The organism is Marinobacter albus, assembly GCF_030238305.1.
Taxonomy (GTDB): domain Bacteria; phylum Pseudomonadota; class Gammaproteobacteria; order Pseudomonadales; family Oleiphilaceae; genus Marinobacter; species Marinobacter albus.
This window is the reverse complement of the sequence record NZ_JASSQD010000001.1, coordinates 34,424-51,153: the sequence shown is the minus strand read 5'-3', so window position 1 is coordinate 51,153 and position 16,730 is coordinate 34,424. Positions and strand designations below refer to the sequence as shown.

The 16,730-nt window shown below is 61.2% G+C and carries 15 protein-coding genes; 5 read left to right on the top strand and 10 right to left on the bottom strand.

All coding sequences use genetic code 11. The annotated features are described in order from the left end of the window. The first annotated feature begins 77 nt into the window (after positions 1-77). Positions 78-800 (top strand): DUF3581 domain-containing protein, encoded by a 723-nt coding sequence (locus QQF73_RS00260; RefSeq protein WP_219867374.1) that lies wholly within the window; start codon positions 78-80, stop codon positions 798-800. A 48-nt stretch (positions 801-848) separates the two neighbouring features. Continuing rightward, complete coding sequence (locus QQF73_RS00255) at positions 849-1,325, top strand: peroxiredoxin (protein WP_219867375.1); 477 nt, start codon at positions 849-851, stop codon at positions 1,323-1,325. A gap of 102 nt (positions 1,326-1,427) precedes the next feature. On the opposite strand, the gene ahpC is transcribed toward QQF73_RS00255, so the two are convergent. After that, positions 1,428-1,991 (bottom strand): alkyl hydroperoxide reductase subunit C, encoded by a 564-nt coding sequence (gene ahpC / locus QQF73_RS00250; RefSeq protein ID WP_219867376.1) that lies wholly within the window; start codon positions 1,989-1,991, stop codon positions 1,428-1,430. A gap of 241 nt (positions 1,992-2,232) precedes the next feature. On the opposite strand from ahpC, the gene QQF73_RS00245 reads away from it, so the two are divergent. Then, the gene (locus QQF73_RS00245; protein ID WP_285366799.1) at positions 2,233-4,344 is read left to right on the top strand and encodes a PQQ-dependent sugar dehydrogenase; all 2,112 of its coding nucleotides are present in this window, start codon (positions 2,233-2,235) and stop codon (positions 4,342-4,344) included. An 80-nt stretch (positions 4,345-4,424) separates the two neighbouring features. Here QQF73_RS00245 and QQF73_RS00240 read toward each other — a convergent pair whose 3' ends face one another. The 8 genes from QQF73_RS00240 to QQF73_RS00205 form a co-directional block, all read right to left on the bottom strand. Then, positions 4,425-5,642 (bottom strand): BCCT family transporter, encoded by a 1,218-nt coding sequence (locus QQF73_RS00240; protein ID WP_219867378.1) that lies wholly within the window; start codon positions 5,640-5,642, stop codon positions 4,425-4,427. A gap of 238 nt (positions 5,643-5,880) precedes the next feature. Next, positions 5,881-7,566 (bottom strand): choline dehydrogenase, encoded by a 1,686-nt coding sequence (gene betA / locus QQF73_RS00235; RefSeq protein WP_285366798.1) that lies wholly within the window; start codon positions 7,564-7,566, stop codon positions 5,881-5,883. 27 nt (positions 7,567-7,593) lie between these two features. Continuing rightward, positions 7,594-9,063, bottom strand: a complete 1,470-nt coding sequence (gene betB / locus QQF73_RS00230) for a betaine-aldehyde dehydrogenase (protein ID WP_285366785.1) — start codon at positions 9,061-9,063, stop codon at positions 7,594-7,596. A gap of 13 nt (positions 9,064-9,076) precedes the next feature. Next, complete coding sequence (betI, locus tag QQF73_RS00225) at positions 9,077-9,685, bottom strand: transcriptional regulator BetI (RefSeq protein ID WP_219867381.1); 609 nt, start codon at positions 9,683-9,685, stop codon at positions 9,077-9,079. Positions 9,686-9,812: 127 nt separating this feature from the next. Next, entirely contained in the window at positions 9,813-10,025 is a 213-nt protein-coding gene (locus tag QQF73_RS00220; protein WP_219867382.1) for an acetyltransferase, read from the bottom strand. A gap of 35 nt (positions 10,026-10,060) precedes the next feature. Then, positions 10,061-11,170, bottom strand: coding sequence for a histone deacetylase family protein (locus tag QQF73_RS00215; protein WP_219867383.1), 1,110 nt, complete (start codon positions 11,168-11,170; stop codon positions 10,061-10,063). A gap of 322 nt (positions 11,171-11,492) precedes the next feature. Further along, the gene (locus QQF73_RS00210) at positions 11,493-11,873 is read right to left on the bottom strand and encodes a hypothetical protein (protein ID WP_219867384.1); all 381 of its coding nucleotides are present in this window, start codon (positions 11,871-11,873) and stop codon (positions 11,493-11,495) included. 147 nt (positions 11,874-12,020) lie between these two features. Continuing rightward, positions 12,021-13,907 (bottom strand): monovalent cation:proton antiporter-2 (CPA2) family protein, encoded by a 1,887-nt coding sequence (locus tag QQF73_RS00205; RefSeq protein ID WP_219867385.1) that lies wholly within the window; start codon positions 13,905-13,907, stop codon positions 12,021-12,023. 180 nt (positions 13,908-14,087) lie between these two features. On the opposite strand from QQF73_RS00205, the gene QQF73_RS00200 reads away from it, so the two are divergent. Both QQF73_RS00200 and QQF73_RS00195 read left to right on the top strand, forming a co-directional pair. After that, entirely contained in the window at positions 14,088-14,780 is a 693-nt protein-coding gene (locus QQF73_RS00200) for a glutathione S-transferase family protein (protein ID WP_219867386.1), read from the top strand. A gap of 141 nt (positions 14,781-14,921) precedes the next feature. Beyond that, a complete protein-coding gene (locus QQF73_RS00195; RefSeq protein ID WP_285366779.1) occupies positions 14,922-15,488 on the top strand; it encodes an outer membrane beta-barrel protein in 567 nt (188 codons plus the stop codon). 97 nt (positions 15,489-15,585) lie between these two features. Here the strand turns inward: QQF73_RS00195 and QQF73_RS00190 are convergent, their stop codons facing one another. After that, positions 15,586-16,686 carry a mandelate racemase/muconate lactonizing enzyme family protein gene (locus QQF73_RS00190; RefSeq protein WP_219867388.1) on the bottom strand — a complete coding sequence of 367 codons (1,101 nt, stop codon included), beginning with the start codon at positions 16,684-16,686 and terminating at the stop codon, positions 15,586-15,588. Positions 16,687-16,730: the final 44 nt, after the last annotated feature.

Below are 16,730 nucleotides of genomic sequence, written 5' to 3'. Positions count from 1 at the left end.
TGATGCGACTCAACTATCATAGGGCGAGACGCTAGGCTCCATTGGCCTTTTTACCCTGCGACCAGACAAGGCAGCACATGTTTCTAGACCGTTTTCATACCATTCAGAATGGCCGCATCCACATCACTGCGCTGCAAGCCAGCCGGTTTGCCAAGGAAATAGCCGGGGACTTCAATCCGATACACGATCCCGATGCCCGACGTTTCTGCGTGCCCGGTGATCTCCTGTTCGCGGTCGTTCTGTCCCGGTTCGGGCTTTCCACCAACATGACGTTCCAGTTCCGCAGCCTGCTGGGCGATAACGTCCCGCTGGAATTCCGGGAGCCCGCCGAGGGCACCATCGAGGTCTGCGACGAGAACGGCAAAGTCTACCTTGAGGTCACCCGAAGCGGCGCCAATACCCGGGACGATAGCGTCATCGAGGATTTCACCCGCTGCTACGTGGCGGCCTCCGGAAAAAACTTCCCCCACACGCTGCAGCCGCTGATGGAATCGACGGGCGTGATGTTCAACCCGGATCGCCCGATGGTCATGTACGAGAGCATGAGCCTCGCCCTCGATACACCGGATGCCGCCGAGCCGGAACTGGAACTGCACAACGCGGAGCTGGAAGCCAACGGCAAGCGGGGGAACGTCACCCTGGAATACCGGCTGCTGTCTGATGGCAAGCCGGTCGGTGATGTCGCCAAACGCCTGGTCGTGGGCGGCCTGCGGCCCTATTCGCCGGACGCCATGGCCGGGGTCCTCGAGGAATTCTACCGGCTCAAGGCCCGGGGCGCCGACTACGGCAGCAACGTGTGACTGAAACCAGCGAATCAATAATCCAGGACAACAGCGGAGGCGCGCACAATGGCGATTCAGGTAGGTGAACGGGTACCGAACATCGAACTGCAGGTAATGGGCAGCAACGGCCCGGAAAAGATCAGCACCGGCGAACTCTTTGCCGGGAAGAAGGTGGTCGTATTCGCCGTCCCCGGCGCCTTCACACCCACCTGCTCAGCCGCCCATCTGCCGGGGTTTGTCGTCAACGCCGACCAGATCAAGGCCAAGGGTGTGGACAGCATAGTCTGCACCTCGGTGAACGATGCCTTCGTGATGGATGCCTGGGGCAAGGCCAGCAACGCCGAGGAAATCGTGATGCTCGCCGATGGCCTGGCCGAGTTCGCCACCGCCGTGGGTCTGACCCAGGACCGGACCGCCACCAAGATGGGCATTCGTAGCCAGCGCTACGCGATGATTGTGGACGACGGCGTCGTCACTTGGCTTGAGGTGGATGAAAAAGGCCTGGAGAAAACCAGCGCCGAAGCCATCCTCGCCGCCCTTTAATCCCCTCCAAACGCAACGAACCCCGGCCGGACCGGGGTTCGTTTGCAGTATCGGGCCCGCAACGCAGGCCCGTACCCTTTCGTTTCGCCTGAGAAGGGAAACTTAGATCTTGCCAACCAGGTCCAGGGACGGTGCAAGAGTCTCTTCGCCTTCTTTCCACTTGGCCGGGCATACTTCGCCGGGGTGGTTACGAACGTACTGGGCCGCTTTTACCTTGCGCATCAGGTCGTCAGCATCACGGCCAATGCCTTCGGCAGTGATTTCCATCGCCTGGATAACGCCATCCGGATCGATCAGGAAAGTGGCGCGATCCGCCAGGCCCTGACCTTCACGCATCACACCGAAGTTGTTGGTGAGGGTGCCAGTCTGGTCGCCAACCATGTAGTAGTTGATCTTACCGATGGTCTCGGACGCGTCGTGCCACGCCTTGTGGGTGAAGTGCGTGTCGGTGGATACGGAGAATACTTCAACGCCCAGCTTCTGCAGTTCTTCGTACTTGTCAGCTACGTCGCCCAGCTCGGTCGGGCAAACGAACGTGAAGTCGGCCGGGTAGAAGAAAAAGACGGCCCACTTGCCCTTAACGTCGGCTTCGCTGATTTCAACGAACTCGCCCTGTTTGAATGCGGTTGCGTTGAACGGTTTGATCTCGCTGTTAATGATGCCCATTAAAGCTAACTCCTTGTTGATGGATTCACGGATAAATGAATTAACGGCGCCCAAGTTAATGATTTTGGATGCCCGGATAAAATTGATAATTCCCAAACCAAAGATAGGCATTGCCTATTTTGGCCGGAGGCCCGGCCAAGCCCCCATACACGGCCCTTTATGGTGACGGAATTGCCAACTTCAATCTTTCACAATGTGAGGAATGGACTATTATTATGGCTCTGCGAGGAGGACGGGGCTCATGCAACGGTGTCTTCTGCTACTCATCTGCCTGACGGTCACCGCCTGCGGCGGTGGCTCTGGAAGCGGCTCCGGCGGCACAGTCGGTCTCTCCGAGCGCCCTGCCAACTCAGAATGCCTCGCCTTTGATGCCACCGCCGAGGTTCAGCTCACCCCCATTGCGGCCTCCCTCTCGTTCAACTCGCCGCTGCTGATGTTGCCCCACCCCAGCCAGCCCGGAATTTTCTACGTGGTTGAGCAGGGCGGCCTTATCCATCGCCTGGACCTGAACACAGAGACCCGGAGCCAACTGGTCAACCTGGCCACGGATTACTCGCTGAGCGAATGCAACGAATGCGGGCTGCTCGGCATGGCGTTCGATCCGGAGTTTGGCTCCAACGGCTTCGTGTACCTGTCCTTCACCGAAAACACCAACGGCATGACCTCGTTCGTCGCCCGCTTCGAATCGACCGATGAGGGCCAGAGCCTGCGCCGCGATGGCATCGGCAACCTGGTTCGCAGCAATCTGGTGCAGCAGCGGCAACCCTTCAGCAACCACAACGGCGGCCACATCGCCTTCGGCCCCGATAACCTGCTTTTCGTCGGGCTTGGTGATGGCGGCGACGCCAACGATCCGGGCAACCGGGCCCAGAGCCTGTCCACCCGGCTGGGCAAGATGCTCCGGTTCAACCCCGACGGCACCCCCGCCAGCAACGAGGTGTCCGGGTCGGTACCGGAAATCTACGCCTACGGCCTGCGCAACCCCTGGCGCTGGAGTTTTGATCGGGACACCGGCGAGCTGTGGGCCGGGGATGTGGGCCAGCGCCAGTTTGAGGAAATCAACCGGATCAGTCTCGGCGGCAACTATGGCTGGCGCTGCTACGAAGGTTACGAACGCACCAGCAACAGCTGCGGGGCGTCTCCCTCCGGACCGTTTATCGAACCTGTGCATGCCTATGGCCGGTCGGACGGGATTTCCGTCACCGGCGGTTACGTCTACCGCGGTAACAACATGCCCGCCCTCCGCGGCGCCTACCTGTTCTCCGATTTCGGTTCGGGTACCCTGTGGGCACTCGAGCGACAGCCAGACGACAGCTACCAGCGCCGCACCCTGCTGGAAACCGGCCGCAACGTGGCCTCCTTCGCACAGGACAGGGACGGCGAACTGTACCTTGTGACCTTCTCCGGCCTGTTCCGGATTGACCCGGTGAACGTCGACGTCGAGTTGCCGCAGACACTTTCCGAAACCGGCTGCGTGCAGGCCGACGCCCCCTGGCAACCCGCGGACGGGCTGATCCCCTACCGGCCGATCGAACCCTTCTGGTCCGATGGCGCCGACAAGATCCGCTACATGGCCCTGCCGGATGGCACCCGGATCACGCTCGACGAGAGCGGGGATTTTCAGTTTCCCCGGGGCTCGGTACTGGTGAAGAACTTCACCCTGGCCCAGCGTCTGATTGAAACCCGGCTGTACCTGCACAACGCCGACGGCAGCTGGTCGGGTTACAGCTACCAGTGGAACGAGGCCGGTACCGACGCCGAGCTGGTCAACGGCGGCCGGGATGTGGACGTGGGTGGCCAGATCTGGCACTACCCGTCTGCGGGCGAATGCACCCAGTGCCATACCGCAGCCGCCGGGTTCACGCTCGGGCTGGAAACGGCCCAGCTCAACAGCAGTTTCACCTATCCGCAGACCGGCCGTACCGCCAACCAACTGGATACCCTGGCCGGCATTGGCGTCTTGTCTGCGCCGCCGACGCCCGCCCAACGCAGCCGGCGCCTGAGCCGAAGCACCGACGACACCGCCGCCATCGACGCCCGGGCGCGCAGCTACCTGCACAGCAATTGCAGCCACTGCCATCGCCCCGGCGGCACCACCCAGAGCTCCATGGATCTGCGCATTACCACGCCGCTCAATGCCACCGGGGTCTGCGGCGAGCCCCCCAGCAACGGCAACCTGGGCCGGGACGGCGCGCGGCTGGTGGCCCCCGGCGATGCCGCCAACTCACTCCTGCACCTGAGAATGGTGGCGGACGACGCCAACCGCATGCCGCCGATCAGCACCCTGCAGGTGGATACCCGGGGCGCACAACTGGTGGCGGACTGGATCAACCAGTTGCCCGGCTGCAACTGACCGTGTTGCAGCGATCGGGCATAAAAAAAGCAGGTTGATCCGGCGGACCAACCTGCTTTGTGTGCCACATTCCGTCAGGCTTAGCCGGCGAGCTCAACCTTGTGGAAGTCGAGAATATTCTCTTCCGGCGACGTCCGGATGGCCGCCACCTCCGACCGCTTCTTCGCCAGAATATAGGCGAAACAGCCAAAGTACAGGGCAATCACCAGGGCACCGACCCACTGGATGCGCAGGAAATCGAGCTGGAACAGCATGGTCAGGCCGATCATCGCCAGGAAATTGAACACCACGTAGTTGGCCCGGCCCAGCCGCTGGGCGGTCAGGTTCAGGTTGTCGGTGTACAGCCGGATCAGGGAATCCAGGGAGTTCACCACCATCAACACGCCAACGGTGATCATCGCGAGGTTGGTGAAGGCTGCCACCTGCAGGCCCTGATCGTGGTAATGGAACAGCACCGAGAACCACACCCCGATGGCGATGGACGGAACCGCCAGCATGGCGATCAGCAACTGCCAGGTCTTGATACCACTGACGAAACGGGCGGTGAACTGACCAATCATGATGCTCCAGGAGAACCACCACAGCAGGTAGAACTCGTGGTAATCATTGATCGGGAGCACGAACTGGTGAAGGTTGGTGAAATACTCCCCCAGGAGGCCAACGACGCCGAGGAACTCGCCCGGCGAGCCATCCCCCATCAGGAAGGCGCGCGCCCACATTCCGGCAATCAGGGCAATGAACAGGACACTGGAGCCGATGCTCAGGATCCGCACGTACTTGATCTTGGAGCTGGAATAGACCGCCAGCCCGATGGCCGCAAACACGATGGCGTAGAACGTCGGCACCACCGATTCGCCGTCCCCCACCTGCGGCAGGTACCAGGGCAGGTTCACCAGCAACAGGTACGCGGTAAAGGCACAGGTGCCGATGATCACCACGTTGTTGACCACTTTGACCAGGGGAATCTCGAAAAACTGCACGCGCGGTTCAATGATCGCGAAGTAGAAGCAGGTCAGGAAATAGAAGCCCCAGATCAGGAAGGCCCAGAAGCCAAACTCGATGGCCAGCGGATTGGCGAAGCCGTACTCCGGGCTGGCGGACAGGTCCCCGTAGCCGCCGAACTCGGTCAGCGGGAACATGATCAGCCCCACGTCCAGTCCCGAGGTGAACAGGATGGCGATGAAGGTCAGGGTGCGTACCGGCGTCACGCCGATGCACTGCACGTCCCACCATTTGTACAGGATCAGCGCAATGGCCGCGAAGGTGAAGATCAGGCCTGTGGATAACCAGAGTGTCATGAGGTCCTCCGGCGGTTTTCATTCATTATAGTGAACAGCATGGGTGTTCCTCCTCTACTTTGAAGCTGTTGCTCGTTCGAATCGGACACAAACCCCCGCGTTGCTTTTTGACGGGCCAGGACTTGCCTATCTGGCGCCCAGGAAACGGCTGGCACAGCCGTCGCGCTGATAGGGAAATCCTGATGGTTTGCAAAGCCCCGGAGGCATTGCACCTCCGGGTGGAAACGGTGTGGCAGCGCTAGCCCAGCACCCGCTTGGCCGTTCCCGGTCGCTGTCGCTCCTGCCATTGCCCGTCCATGAGCACAGGAGCGTCAGAAGGTTTCAGGGGCTCCCTGCCCCGAATCAGATCGGCTGCCCGTTCGGCCACCATGATGGTGGGCGCGTTCAGGTTGCCGTTGGGTATGGTCGGGAAGATGGACGAATCCACCACCCGGAGATGCCGGATGCCCCGAACCCGGGTCTGAGGGTCAACCACCGCCAGCTCGTCCGTCCCCATCTTGCAAGTGCAGGACGGGTGATAGGCGCTTTCCACCGCCTGCCGGACGAAGGCATCGATCTGTTCGTCGGTCTGGACCTCGGCGCCGGGCTGGATTTCCGGCCCCCGATACTCGTCCATGGCGGGCTGGTTGATAATCTCCCGCGTCAGCCGGACACAGTCCCGGAAGCCTTCCCGGTCCGCTTCGTGCTGTAGGTAATTGAAGCGGATCTGCGGCGCCTGGGTGGGATCGGCGGATTGGACATGCACCGTGCCCCGGCTTTTCGGCTTGTTATGCCCGATGTGCAGCTGGAAACCGTCGCCGGCAAAGGCTTCCTTGCCGTCATAGCGCATGGCCGCCGGCAGGAAGTGGTATTGCAGGTCGGGCCACTCGACCCCGGCCTTGGAGCGGATAAAGCCACAGGACTCAAAGTGGTTGGTCGCGCCCAGACCGTCTTTCTTCAAAATCCAGCGCAGGCCGATCTTCAGCTTGTTCCACCAGTCCAGCTTGCCGTTCAGGGAAACCGGCTTGTTGCAGCGGAACTGGAAGTAGAATTCCAGATGGTCCTGCAGGTTCTCACCCACACCGGGCAGTTCGTGCTTCACCTCAATGCCGGCCTGCTCCAGCACCTCGCGCCGGCCGATACCGGACAGCTGCAGCAGGTGTGGCGAGCCGATGGATCCCGCAGACAGGATGACCTCCTCGACGGCTTTGGCCTCGTGCACCTTGCCACCCTGCTCGTAACGCACGCCGGTGGCGGCTTTGCCGTCCAGCAGCACTTTGTGCACCAGGGCATGGGTCACCACGGTCAGGTTCGGGCGCTCCATGGCCGGGCGCAGGTAGGCATTGGCGGTGGACCAGCGGCGGCCGTTTTTCACCGTCATGTGCATGGCGCCGAAACCTTCCTGCTGGGCGCCGTTGTAGTCCTCGGTGGGGAAATAGCCGGCATCCACACCCGCGTCCACAAAGGCCTGGTACAGCGGGTTCTGCATGTTGTTGCCGTTGTTCACCCCGAGCGGACCCTGGTCGCCACGGTAGTCGTCAGCACCAAAGGCCCAGGTTTCGGCCTTCTTGAAGTAGGGCAGCACCCGGCGGTAGTTCCAGCCCTCGGCCCCTTCGGCTTCCCACTCGTCGAAATCCCGGGCGTGACCCCGAACGTAGACCATGCCGTTGATGGAGGAGGAGCCGCCCAGCACCTTGCCCCGGGGGCAGTGCATGCGGCGGTTGTCCAGATAGGGCTCCGGCTCTGTTTCGAACTGCCAGGCGTACTTCTTGGTGTTCATCGGAATCGACAGCGCGGTCGGCATCTGGATGAAGATGCTCTTGTCGCTGCCGCCGGTTTCCAGCAGCAGCACGCGGTGTCGGGCGTCCTCTGTGAGACGGTTCGCCAGCACGCAACCGGCGGAACCCGCCCCGACAATGATGTAGTCGTATCGGTTTTCTTTCATAGAGTCGCTCCGGGTTGGGTCACAGGCTTAAAACGGCGCATCCAGGTCTTCCATGCCGATGTACACCGACTTGAGCTGGGTGTAGTAGTCGAGGGTGACCTTGCCGTTTTCGCGACCAATGCCGGAGAGTTTGTAGCCGCCCACGGGCATTTCCGCAGGCGAGGCGCCGTAGCTGTTGATCCAGCAGATCCCGGCCTGGATCTGGTGAATCACCCGGTGCGCGCGGCGGATATCCCGGGTGAACAGGCCCGCGGCCAGGCCGGTGTCGGTGCTGTTGGCCCGGGCAATCACCTCGTCCTCGTCGGAGAAGGTGAGTACCGACATCACCGGTCCGAAGATTTCCTCCCGCACGATGGTCATGTCATCGGTGCAGTCGGTGAAGATGGTGGGCTCGACGAAATAGCCACCCTTCGAGTCTTCCGGCTCGAAGGCGCGCCCGCCGTGAGTCAGCGTCGCCCCTTCCGACAGGCCTTTGGCGATGTAGTCGAGCACCAGGTCCCGGTGCTTTTCAGAGATCAGGGCACCGAAGTTGGTGTCCGGATTCATCGGATCGCCCGGCTTGATGTTCTTGCGGGTGCGTTCCAGCAGACGGTCCATAAAGCGCTCGTAGATCGCTTCGTGGACGAAGACCCGGGTGCCGTTGGTGCAGATCTCGCCCTGGGTGTAAAAGTTGCCCACCATGGCCGCTGAGATAGCGTTTTCCAGGTCGGCATCGTCAAAGATGATCAGAGGGGATTTGCCGCCCAGCTCCATGGTGACGTCTTTCAGCGTGGAGGAGGCGGCAGCCATGACCTTCTTGCCGGTACCGACCTCACCCGTGAACGACACCTTGGCGATGGCGGGCTCGTGGGTCAGCCAGGCACCCACGTCCGCCGCGCCCTGAACCACGTTAAAAACGCCAGCCGGCACGCCGGCCTCGACAAAAATTTCCGCCAGCTTGATCGCGCCCATGGGCGTCTCTTCGGAGGGCTTGAAGATCATCGCGTTACCGCAGGCCAGCGCCGGCGCCGATTTCCAGCAGGCGATCTGGATCGGGTAGTTCCAGGCGCCGATGCCGGCACAGATCCCCAGCGGTTCGCGACGGGTGTAGTAAAAGTCCCCGCCCAGGTCCTGCTGATTGCCTTCGATGGACGGGGCCAGCCCGGCGAAGAATTCCACGGCGTCAGCACCCGTGGCCACATCCACCGCTTCCGCCTCCTGCCAGGGCTTGCCCGTGTCCCGCACCTCACAGGCGGCCAGTTCGTCGTTGCGCTCACGCAGCAGCGCCACGGCCTTCAGCAGAATGCGACTGCGCTCGATGGCGGGCATCGCCGACCACTCGGCAAAACCGGCCCGGGCACTTTCAATGGCTGCCTGCTGCACTGCCTTATCGGCCACTTCAACCTCGTAAATCACCTCACCGGTGGCCGGGTTCACGACCGGGAAGACCTCACCGGTGCTGTTGGCCAGGAAGCGACCGTGGACAAAGTTCTGAAAGCGGGGTACCGAATTGGACATAATCTGTGAAACCTCAAAAAGATGAATTCGTTGTCTCGGCCTGCGACAGGGCCTCATACACGAAGCGCTTGCACAGCGTTTCGCCGGCCTCAAAGCTCTCCTGCGGGTCCAGGCTCAGGGCACTGCGCAGCCAGAAGCCGTCGATCATGGCCGCGGTCTGCCGAGCGGCGGCAGTCGCGGCCCGGGGCCCGAGCACCTGGGCAAAGGAGTAACGCAGATTGCTGTACAACCGTGCGTTGTTGATCTGCTGCAGCCGCTTCAGACCCGGTTCGTGCATGGATCGGGCCCAGAAGCTGAGCCAGGTTTTCGCGGCCAGTGCCGAACGCTGGAACTCGGAAAAATTCGACTCGATGATGCAGTTCAGGCGCTGCTCCGGCGAACCGTCGGTTTTTGCCATGCGTTCCCGGAGTTCCTTGCCGAGCTGGTCCAGCAGGTACCGCAACGCCGCTTCAATCAGACCCTGCTTGCCACCGAAATAGTGGCTGATGATGCCGGAGGACATCCCCGCCCGTTTGCTGATGCTGACAATGGTCGTGTTCTGCATCCCCAGCTCGGCGATGGAATGCATGGTGGCCTCGATCAGCTGCTGCTTGCGTGTGTCTTTGACTCCAACTTTTGGCATGACAGCTTCGCTACCGTTTCCGCATCTTTTTTATTAATTGAACGTTCAATTAAAATAAAGGCTACCGAAAAGATGACACGCTTGCAACGTTGCTCAAGAAACAGTCAGGGACTCGCCGGATAGAACGTCAACTCTTCCGCCGGTAGTGGGGATCGGTCCAGCACTGGGGCAGGGATTCGCCGGACGGGAAGCTCAACTCGGATTTATCATAGAATTCAGGATCCTGGGCTTCCTCACCGTAATGCAAGCTGCCTTTGATGCGGTGTTCATGGGGATCGAATAACCCCCGGGTATCCAGCACCTCAATCAGGTGTCCGGTGGATTTCTCTGCCACAAACATATCGACCTCCTGCGTCTGTCGTTTCGGGGTTGCTGTCAGCTACCGGGTGGGTCGTCCGTAAAAGCACTCAGGTGGAAGGCAATGGCCTCGTCCACTTCTTCCATGCCGCAGATCCTCGGCTGTGCCGCGCTGCCGCCGGCGAGCACGCTGAGTACCGATCGTACCCCGTGCGCCAGGGACTCGGTGTTGTAACCACCTTCCAGCACAAACGCGAGGCGGCCGTCGCAGACCCGATCCGCCAGGGCCTGGACAACTTCCGTCATGGCGGCGAAGCCGTCGTAGGAGACGTTCAGGGCCAGGTCAAACCAATGGGCATCGAAACCTGCCGACACCAGGATGATGTCCGGCTTGAAGTACTCGGCCGCCGGCACCAGGATCTCGTTCAGGGCCTTGAGATAGGCCAGGTCACCGGAACCGCCGGGAATCGGGACGTTTACAGTCGTCCCCTCGCCCAGTCCGGCACCCACTTCATGAAGACCGCCACTACCCGGGTAGAACGGGGCGGACCGGTGAATGTCGAAGAACAGCACGTCCGGGTCGGCCCAGAAGATGTCCTGGGTGCCATTGCCGTGATGGGCATCCCAGTCGACAATCAGCACACGCTGGCAACCCAGCTCGGCCTGGGCATGGGCGGCAGCCACCGCGACATTATTGAACAGGCAAAAACCCCGGGCCCGCACAGGTTCGGCGTGGTGGCCGGGGGGGCGCACCAGCGCGAACGCACTACGGGTGGTACCGGAAACCACCGCCTCAACGGCGGCAACGGCGGTACCCGCGGCCACTTCAGCGGCCTCAATGCTGCCGGGTGACACCGCGGTGGTATCCACATCCAGCCAGGCGTTTTTATTGCGCAGGGAAAAAACATAGTCCAGATAGGACGTGGTGTGGACCCGAGCGAGCTGCTCGCGGCTGGCCGCCTTGCCCTGGCCAAACCGGACCCCGTCCACCGGCTCGCGCTCAAGCAGGTCAATGATCGCCCGGATGCGACCAGGGTGCTCGGGGTATTTCCATTGAACATTCAGCCCCGACAGAATGTTTCGCACGCGTTTATCCAGGCGTCCGGGAAGAAACGCCGCATTCACATCCGGTGAGTGATTGAGCACTCTCTCATCGTAGAATACGGTAACCCCTTTTGGCTCTGCCACAGCAGACTCCGAAATTCCGGTTCATGGGCTCTTGCTCAAGAGCGGATCTACTGGAAAGCATAGCCCCAAAACGAAGGAGGCGACAGCGCTCGTGCCTGTTTTGGGCAGTCCGCCGTCAGTTTCCTGGCCAACCTTCCGACAACAGGCGCGTCTCCTGTTCCCGGGCAACCACCGCGCCCGAGATCATCCGGTCCAGAATCGGATCCAGCACCGAGCCGCCAGGACGAGCGGCAGCGATTGCCTGACTCGTTGCATGGTGCTCCTCCTTCAATAATAAGAACGGGCCGCTGGGCGGCCCGATCGGATGCTTTGGGTCGGAGAATTACAGCAGGCCACCCTCGGTGGCATTCTGGACGGACCCCTGAACGCTGTTCTGGACTTCCGATCTCACGCTCTGGGAAACCGAACTGTCCACTTCCTGACGGGTCCGGGCGTTCACCTCTGCTTTTTGACTGGCGTTCAGGCGGCCTTCGGTGCGATCGCGCATTTCACCCGCGTTTTCGCCAGCGGACCTGGCAGTCTCCGAATCCACCTGTGCATTGGCGCCTGCACTTGCGCCTCCGCTGGCGTTGGCGCCACCGGCCTGGGCATTCATCTGGGCATCGGCCTGAACACTGGCGCTGGCCGAACCACCGGTTTCCGCGGCGAATGCAGAGACCGCCATGACTGAGCAGATTGCGAGAGTCAATGTGCGCTTCATCATTGTCTACTCCAGAATTTCCGTTGAATTCACCCCGTTAACGAATGAGCCCGGGAATTATTCCCCTACCACGGAATTTTTTTCTGGGGTTCCACGAGAAAGCTTTTACAGTGCGGTGGTATTTTTCAGCGATGACCGGAAGATGACCGATCAGTGCGCCTCCGGCGGCGTCCAGATCGGCACATCCTCCTTCTTGGGCTCGTCCCAGTCCTTCTGCATGGCACTGCTCAGCGCCTCCTCCAGTTTCATGAACAGTTCCCCGTAGCGCGGACTGAAGCTGATGCCCTCCTCAATCTCCTGCCAGGCCTCGAACAGCTCATCTTCGTGGGCGTTCTCGTTCTCGACGAATGCCCAGGTCATCTGCTTGGCACGGAGCGGATGAACGCCCATCGCCGTCAGGGCATGGCCGCCCATCTCCAGCGCGGAATGATAGGTTTCACTCACCACGTCGTCGGCACCGGCCCTCCGCAGTCGGTAACTGTGGCCACGGTCGAATGCCCGTGCCAGCACCCAGACGCCGGGATAGAATTTCTTCACGTGCTCAACGATTCGAACCGTCCGGTCCCGGTCGTCAATGGCCACCACCAGTAACCGCGCCTCTTCAATTCCCGCGGTTTCCAGCAACTCCGGCCGACTGGCATCGCCGAAGAAGCTCTTGATGTTGATCCGGCGAACGTTCTCGATCTGCTCGATCTCATGGTCCAACACCACGATGGGAATGTTATTGGCCCGGAGCAGCCGGCAGACAATCTGTCCAAACCGGCCTATGCCGGCGACGATGACCGGTGCCCGGTCGTCGATCGAGTCCGCCTCCCGCTCGTCGTTTTTTGAGCGCCGATACCGGGGCAGAACCACCCGGTCATAGACGATGAACAACACCGGGGTAAGAAACATCGACAGCGCCACCACCAGTGACAGGATCTGTGAGGTTTCCACCGGAATTACGGAGTTCTGGACGCTGTAGTTGAGCAGCACAAAGCCGAACTCGCCCGCTTGTGCCAGACCCAGCGTAAACAGCCAGCCATTGCTGCCATGGATCCCGAACAGCAGCGCCAGGACAAGCAGGATCAGCGCCTTTACGACGATCACGGCAACACCCAGGGACACAATGGTGCCCCACTCCGCCGCCAGCACCTCGAAATTGATGCCCGCGCCCACCGTGATGAAGAACAGCCCCAGCAGCAGGCCCTTGAAGGGTTCGATGTTGGCTTCCAGCTCATGGCGAAATTCGCTGTTCGCCAGTACCACGCCGGCCAGGAACGCGCCCAGGGCCGGGGACAGGCTCACCAGGCTCATCAGCGCGGCAATGCCGATCACCAGCATCAGGGCCGTGGCGGTGAATACCTCCCGCAACCCCGACTGCACCACATAACGGAACATCGGCCGGCTCAGGTAGAAGCCGCCGACAATCACCACCGCGACCGCTCCGATCACCACCAGGGCATGGGCCCAGGCCGGCAGGTGGGCCACCAGGCTCAGTCCCGTGTCATGGCCGGCGTCCGTGCCGGATCCGGCCATCAGCTCCGGGAGCGCCAGCAACGGGATCAGGGCCAGCATCGGGATCACCGCGATGTCCTGGAACAGCAGCACGGAAAACGCGCTGCGTCCGCCTTCGGTCTTGCCCAGCCCCTTCTCGTTCAGTGTCTGCAACACAATCGCCGTGGACGACAGCGCAAAGATCAGGCCTACGGTCAGTGCCGTCTGCCACTGCAACCCCAGCCACCAGGCGACTGCCGTGCCGGCGGCTGCGGTCAGCACCACCTGCAGCCCGCCCAGGCCCACCAGCCGGACCCGCATGGCCCAGAGCGCCTTGGGATCCAGCTCCATGCCCACCAGGAACAGCATCATCACCACGCCAAATTCCGCGAAATGCTGGATGGTTGTGGCTTCCTGACCTACCAGCCCGGTGATAGGGCCTATCACAACGCCCGCAACCAGATATCCCAGAACCGACCCCAGCCCCAGCCGCTTGGCCAAAGGAACCGCAATCACCGCCGCCGCCAGGTAGATAAACGCCTGAATGAAATACCCTGTCATTCCATGGTTTCCCCGTGTGACACCGGCCGGAACCGATCTGAATTGAATTTACTTGCGCGCAAGGGACAAACGCCGAGGTTTACGAAAACTGATAGACCACTGATATCCCGGACTTATAAAGTGTAGTCACCCTCAAATTACCGAGCATACCCCAACGCTCTCCGGAAAGGACCCCAGACCATGACCACCCTGTACATCGCCAACAAAAACTACTCTTCCTGGTCACTTCGTGCCTGGCTTTTGATGCGGGAGCTCGGCATCCCGTTCGAGGAACACATGCTGCCGTTTGGCGACCAGCAGGCCTGGGCTGCCTTCCGGGCCGAGGGCGGCAGCGGTAAGGTGCCCACCTTGCAGGACGGCGATGTCAGAGTCTGGGACTCGCTTGCCATCGCCGAGCATCTGGCCGATGACTACCCGGAAGTCTGGCCCTCCGATCCGATTGCCCGGGCCTGGGCCCGGAGCACCTGTGCCGAAATGCACTCCGGGTTTCAGGCCTTACGGGACCTCTGTTCCATGAACATCGGCGTGAGCGTGCGCGTGACCGAGGTGCCGCCGGAACTGGCGCGGGATGTCGAGCGCATCGCCACCATCTGGCACGACGGCCTGACCCGGTTCGGCGGGCCCTTCCTGGCCGGCGACCGGTTCTCGGCGGTGGACGCATTCTTCGCTCCCGTGGTGTTCCGCTTCGAAACCTATGGCCTGGAACGGACGCCGGCCATGACCGAGTACATCCGGCACATGCTGGCGTTACCCGGCATGCAGACCTGGGCCGACCAGGCCCTGCTGGAACCCTGGATTGATCAGGAGCACGAAGGCGACTGTGAGATGCTTGGCACGGTGGTGGAGGACAGGCGGACCCTGAAGACACCTTGATATGTAGCCGAAACTTCCATAAAGAAACACCAGGTCGACTTTCGAGAGGAATAGCAGGCGATTCCGGACTATTTATTCGACAAATGTCAGACAATCGCCTAATTTTTAACCGATGCTCTCTTAGCAAAGGAGGCTAAGACCATGAAACCTGTCATTCCTCTTACTCTTGCAGTCTCCCTCTTTGCAGTATCGGGCACTACCCTCGCAGGCAGCGACAGCGGCCTGTACCTCGGCGCTTCCGTCGGTCAGGCTCAGTTGGATTTCGACGAGGAGCTCCCGGATCCAGGCGACGTTAATGTAAGCATCGACTTCGATGACGAAGATACCGCTTACAAGATTTTTGGTGGCTACAACTTCGGCCTTATACCTCTGGTGGATCTCGCGGTAGAGGGTGCATACGTTGATTTTGGTAAATTCAAGGGCAACGTCGGTGCCATCAGCGATTCCAACTTTGAAGTTGACGGCTGGACCGGTGCGGGACTGGCCGGCATCAAGCTTGGGCCGGTAGGCATTTTCGGCAAGGCCGGGTTTATCAGTTGGGACGGCGATCTCGACAATTTCGGTGACGACGACGGTACCGATCCGCTCTATGGAATCGGGGCACGGTTTACCCTGTTCTCGTTCCAGGTACGAGCCGAATACGAGCGCTACGATCTCGATAACTTCGACATCGACTACTACTCCGTCGGCGCAGCTTTCACCTTCTGACCCTTACCATCCGGGCAGTACTCCAGGTACTGGCGGTCCCGGTTTCTCCCAGACTCCCCGAATACCCCCTCAAAGACAGCAACAACTGATCCGCCAGTCACTCATAGACGTCGTGCAGAGTCAGGGTTTTGAAATCCGGCGTAACCCCCAAACCTGGCCGGTCGCTCAGGGTCATCCGCCCGGCGGACACCTCGGGCGCGCCGTCCGCCAGCTGCACCGTGTTGTAGTTGTGCAGATCGGTGGTGTTCAGCAGGACTCTGGACGGTGTGCTGGCCGCCAGATGGGCATACGCCGCGGTGGCAATGCCGCTGCCCCAGGCGTCCTCAATGGTCATGGCAATGCCGGCATCCACGCAGACGTCGCGAATCACCCGCGCCGGTGTCAGTCCGCCAAACTTGCTCACTTTCAGTGCCATGGCATCCATCGCGTCATCCCGGATGGCGCGCTGGACATCGGCCAGGCAGTTCAGGCTTTCATCCAGCTTCACCGGGTGCCGGCACCGGCGTCGCACCGACAGGCATTCCTCGTAACCGCGGCAGGGCTGTTCCAGATAGAGGTCCAGATCCTCCACCGCCCGTGAGAAACGCAGGGCCTGGTCTCGTCGCCAGGCGCCGTTCATGTCACCGACCCAGATTTCATCCGGCTGCTTCTTTCTGGCCAGGGTCTGCATCAGCTCAATGTCCTCGTCAACACGGTGGCCAAGCTTGATCTGGATGTGCCGGAAGCCCTCCGAACGGTATCGCCCCAGGGACGCTTCCATTTCCGCCGGTTCCGCCAGGGGCACGATCCGGTGCAGAGGCATCGACGGGGTAATCAGGCCGCCCAAAAGGGTGTAGACGGGCAGTCGCGCCGACTTGCCCAACAGGTCCCAGCAGGCAATATCTATGGCCGCCTTGGCCACCGCATGGCCCGTCAGCGCCTGGTCCATGCTTTCATGGATACAGTTGATGTGGCGGGGGTCGCCACCGATCACACTGGGTGCCAGCACCGACAGACAGGAGGGCAGGCCCTCTGCGAAGGCAGCCATGTAGTTCGGCCCACAGGGGCAGACCTCACCATAGCCCGCCAGCCCCGAGTTGGTGGTCAGCACCACGACCGTGCTGGTGAATATCTGGTGCGACCGCCCGCCCGCAAAAGCATACGCCTTGCCCGTGTAAGGCAAGTCGGCGGTGTAGACCGCAATGCTCTCGATTCGCATGACACGCCTCCCTTCCCTGGCTGTTCCTGCATCCTCTGAGCATA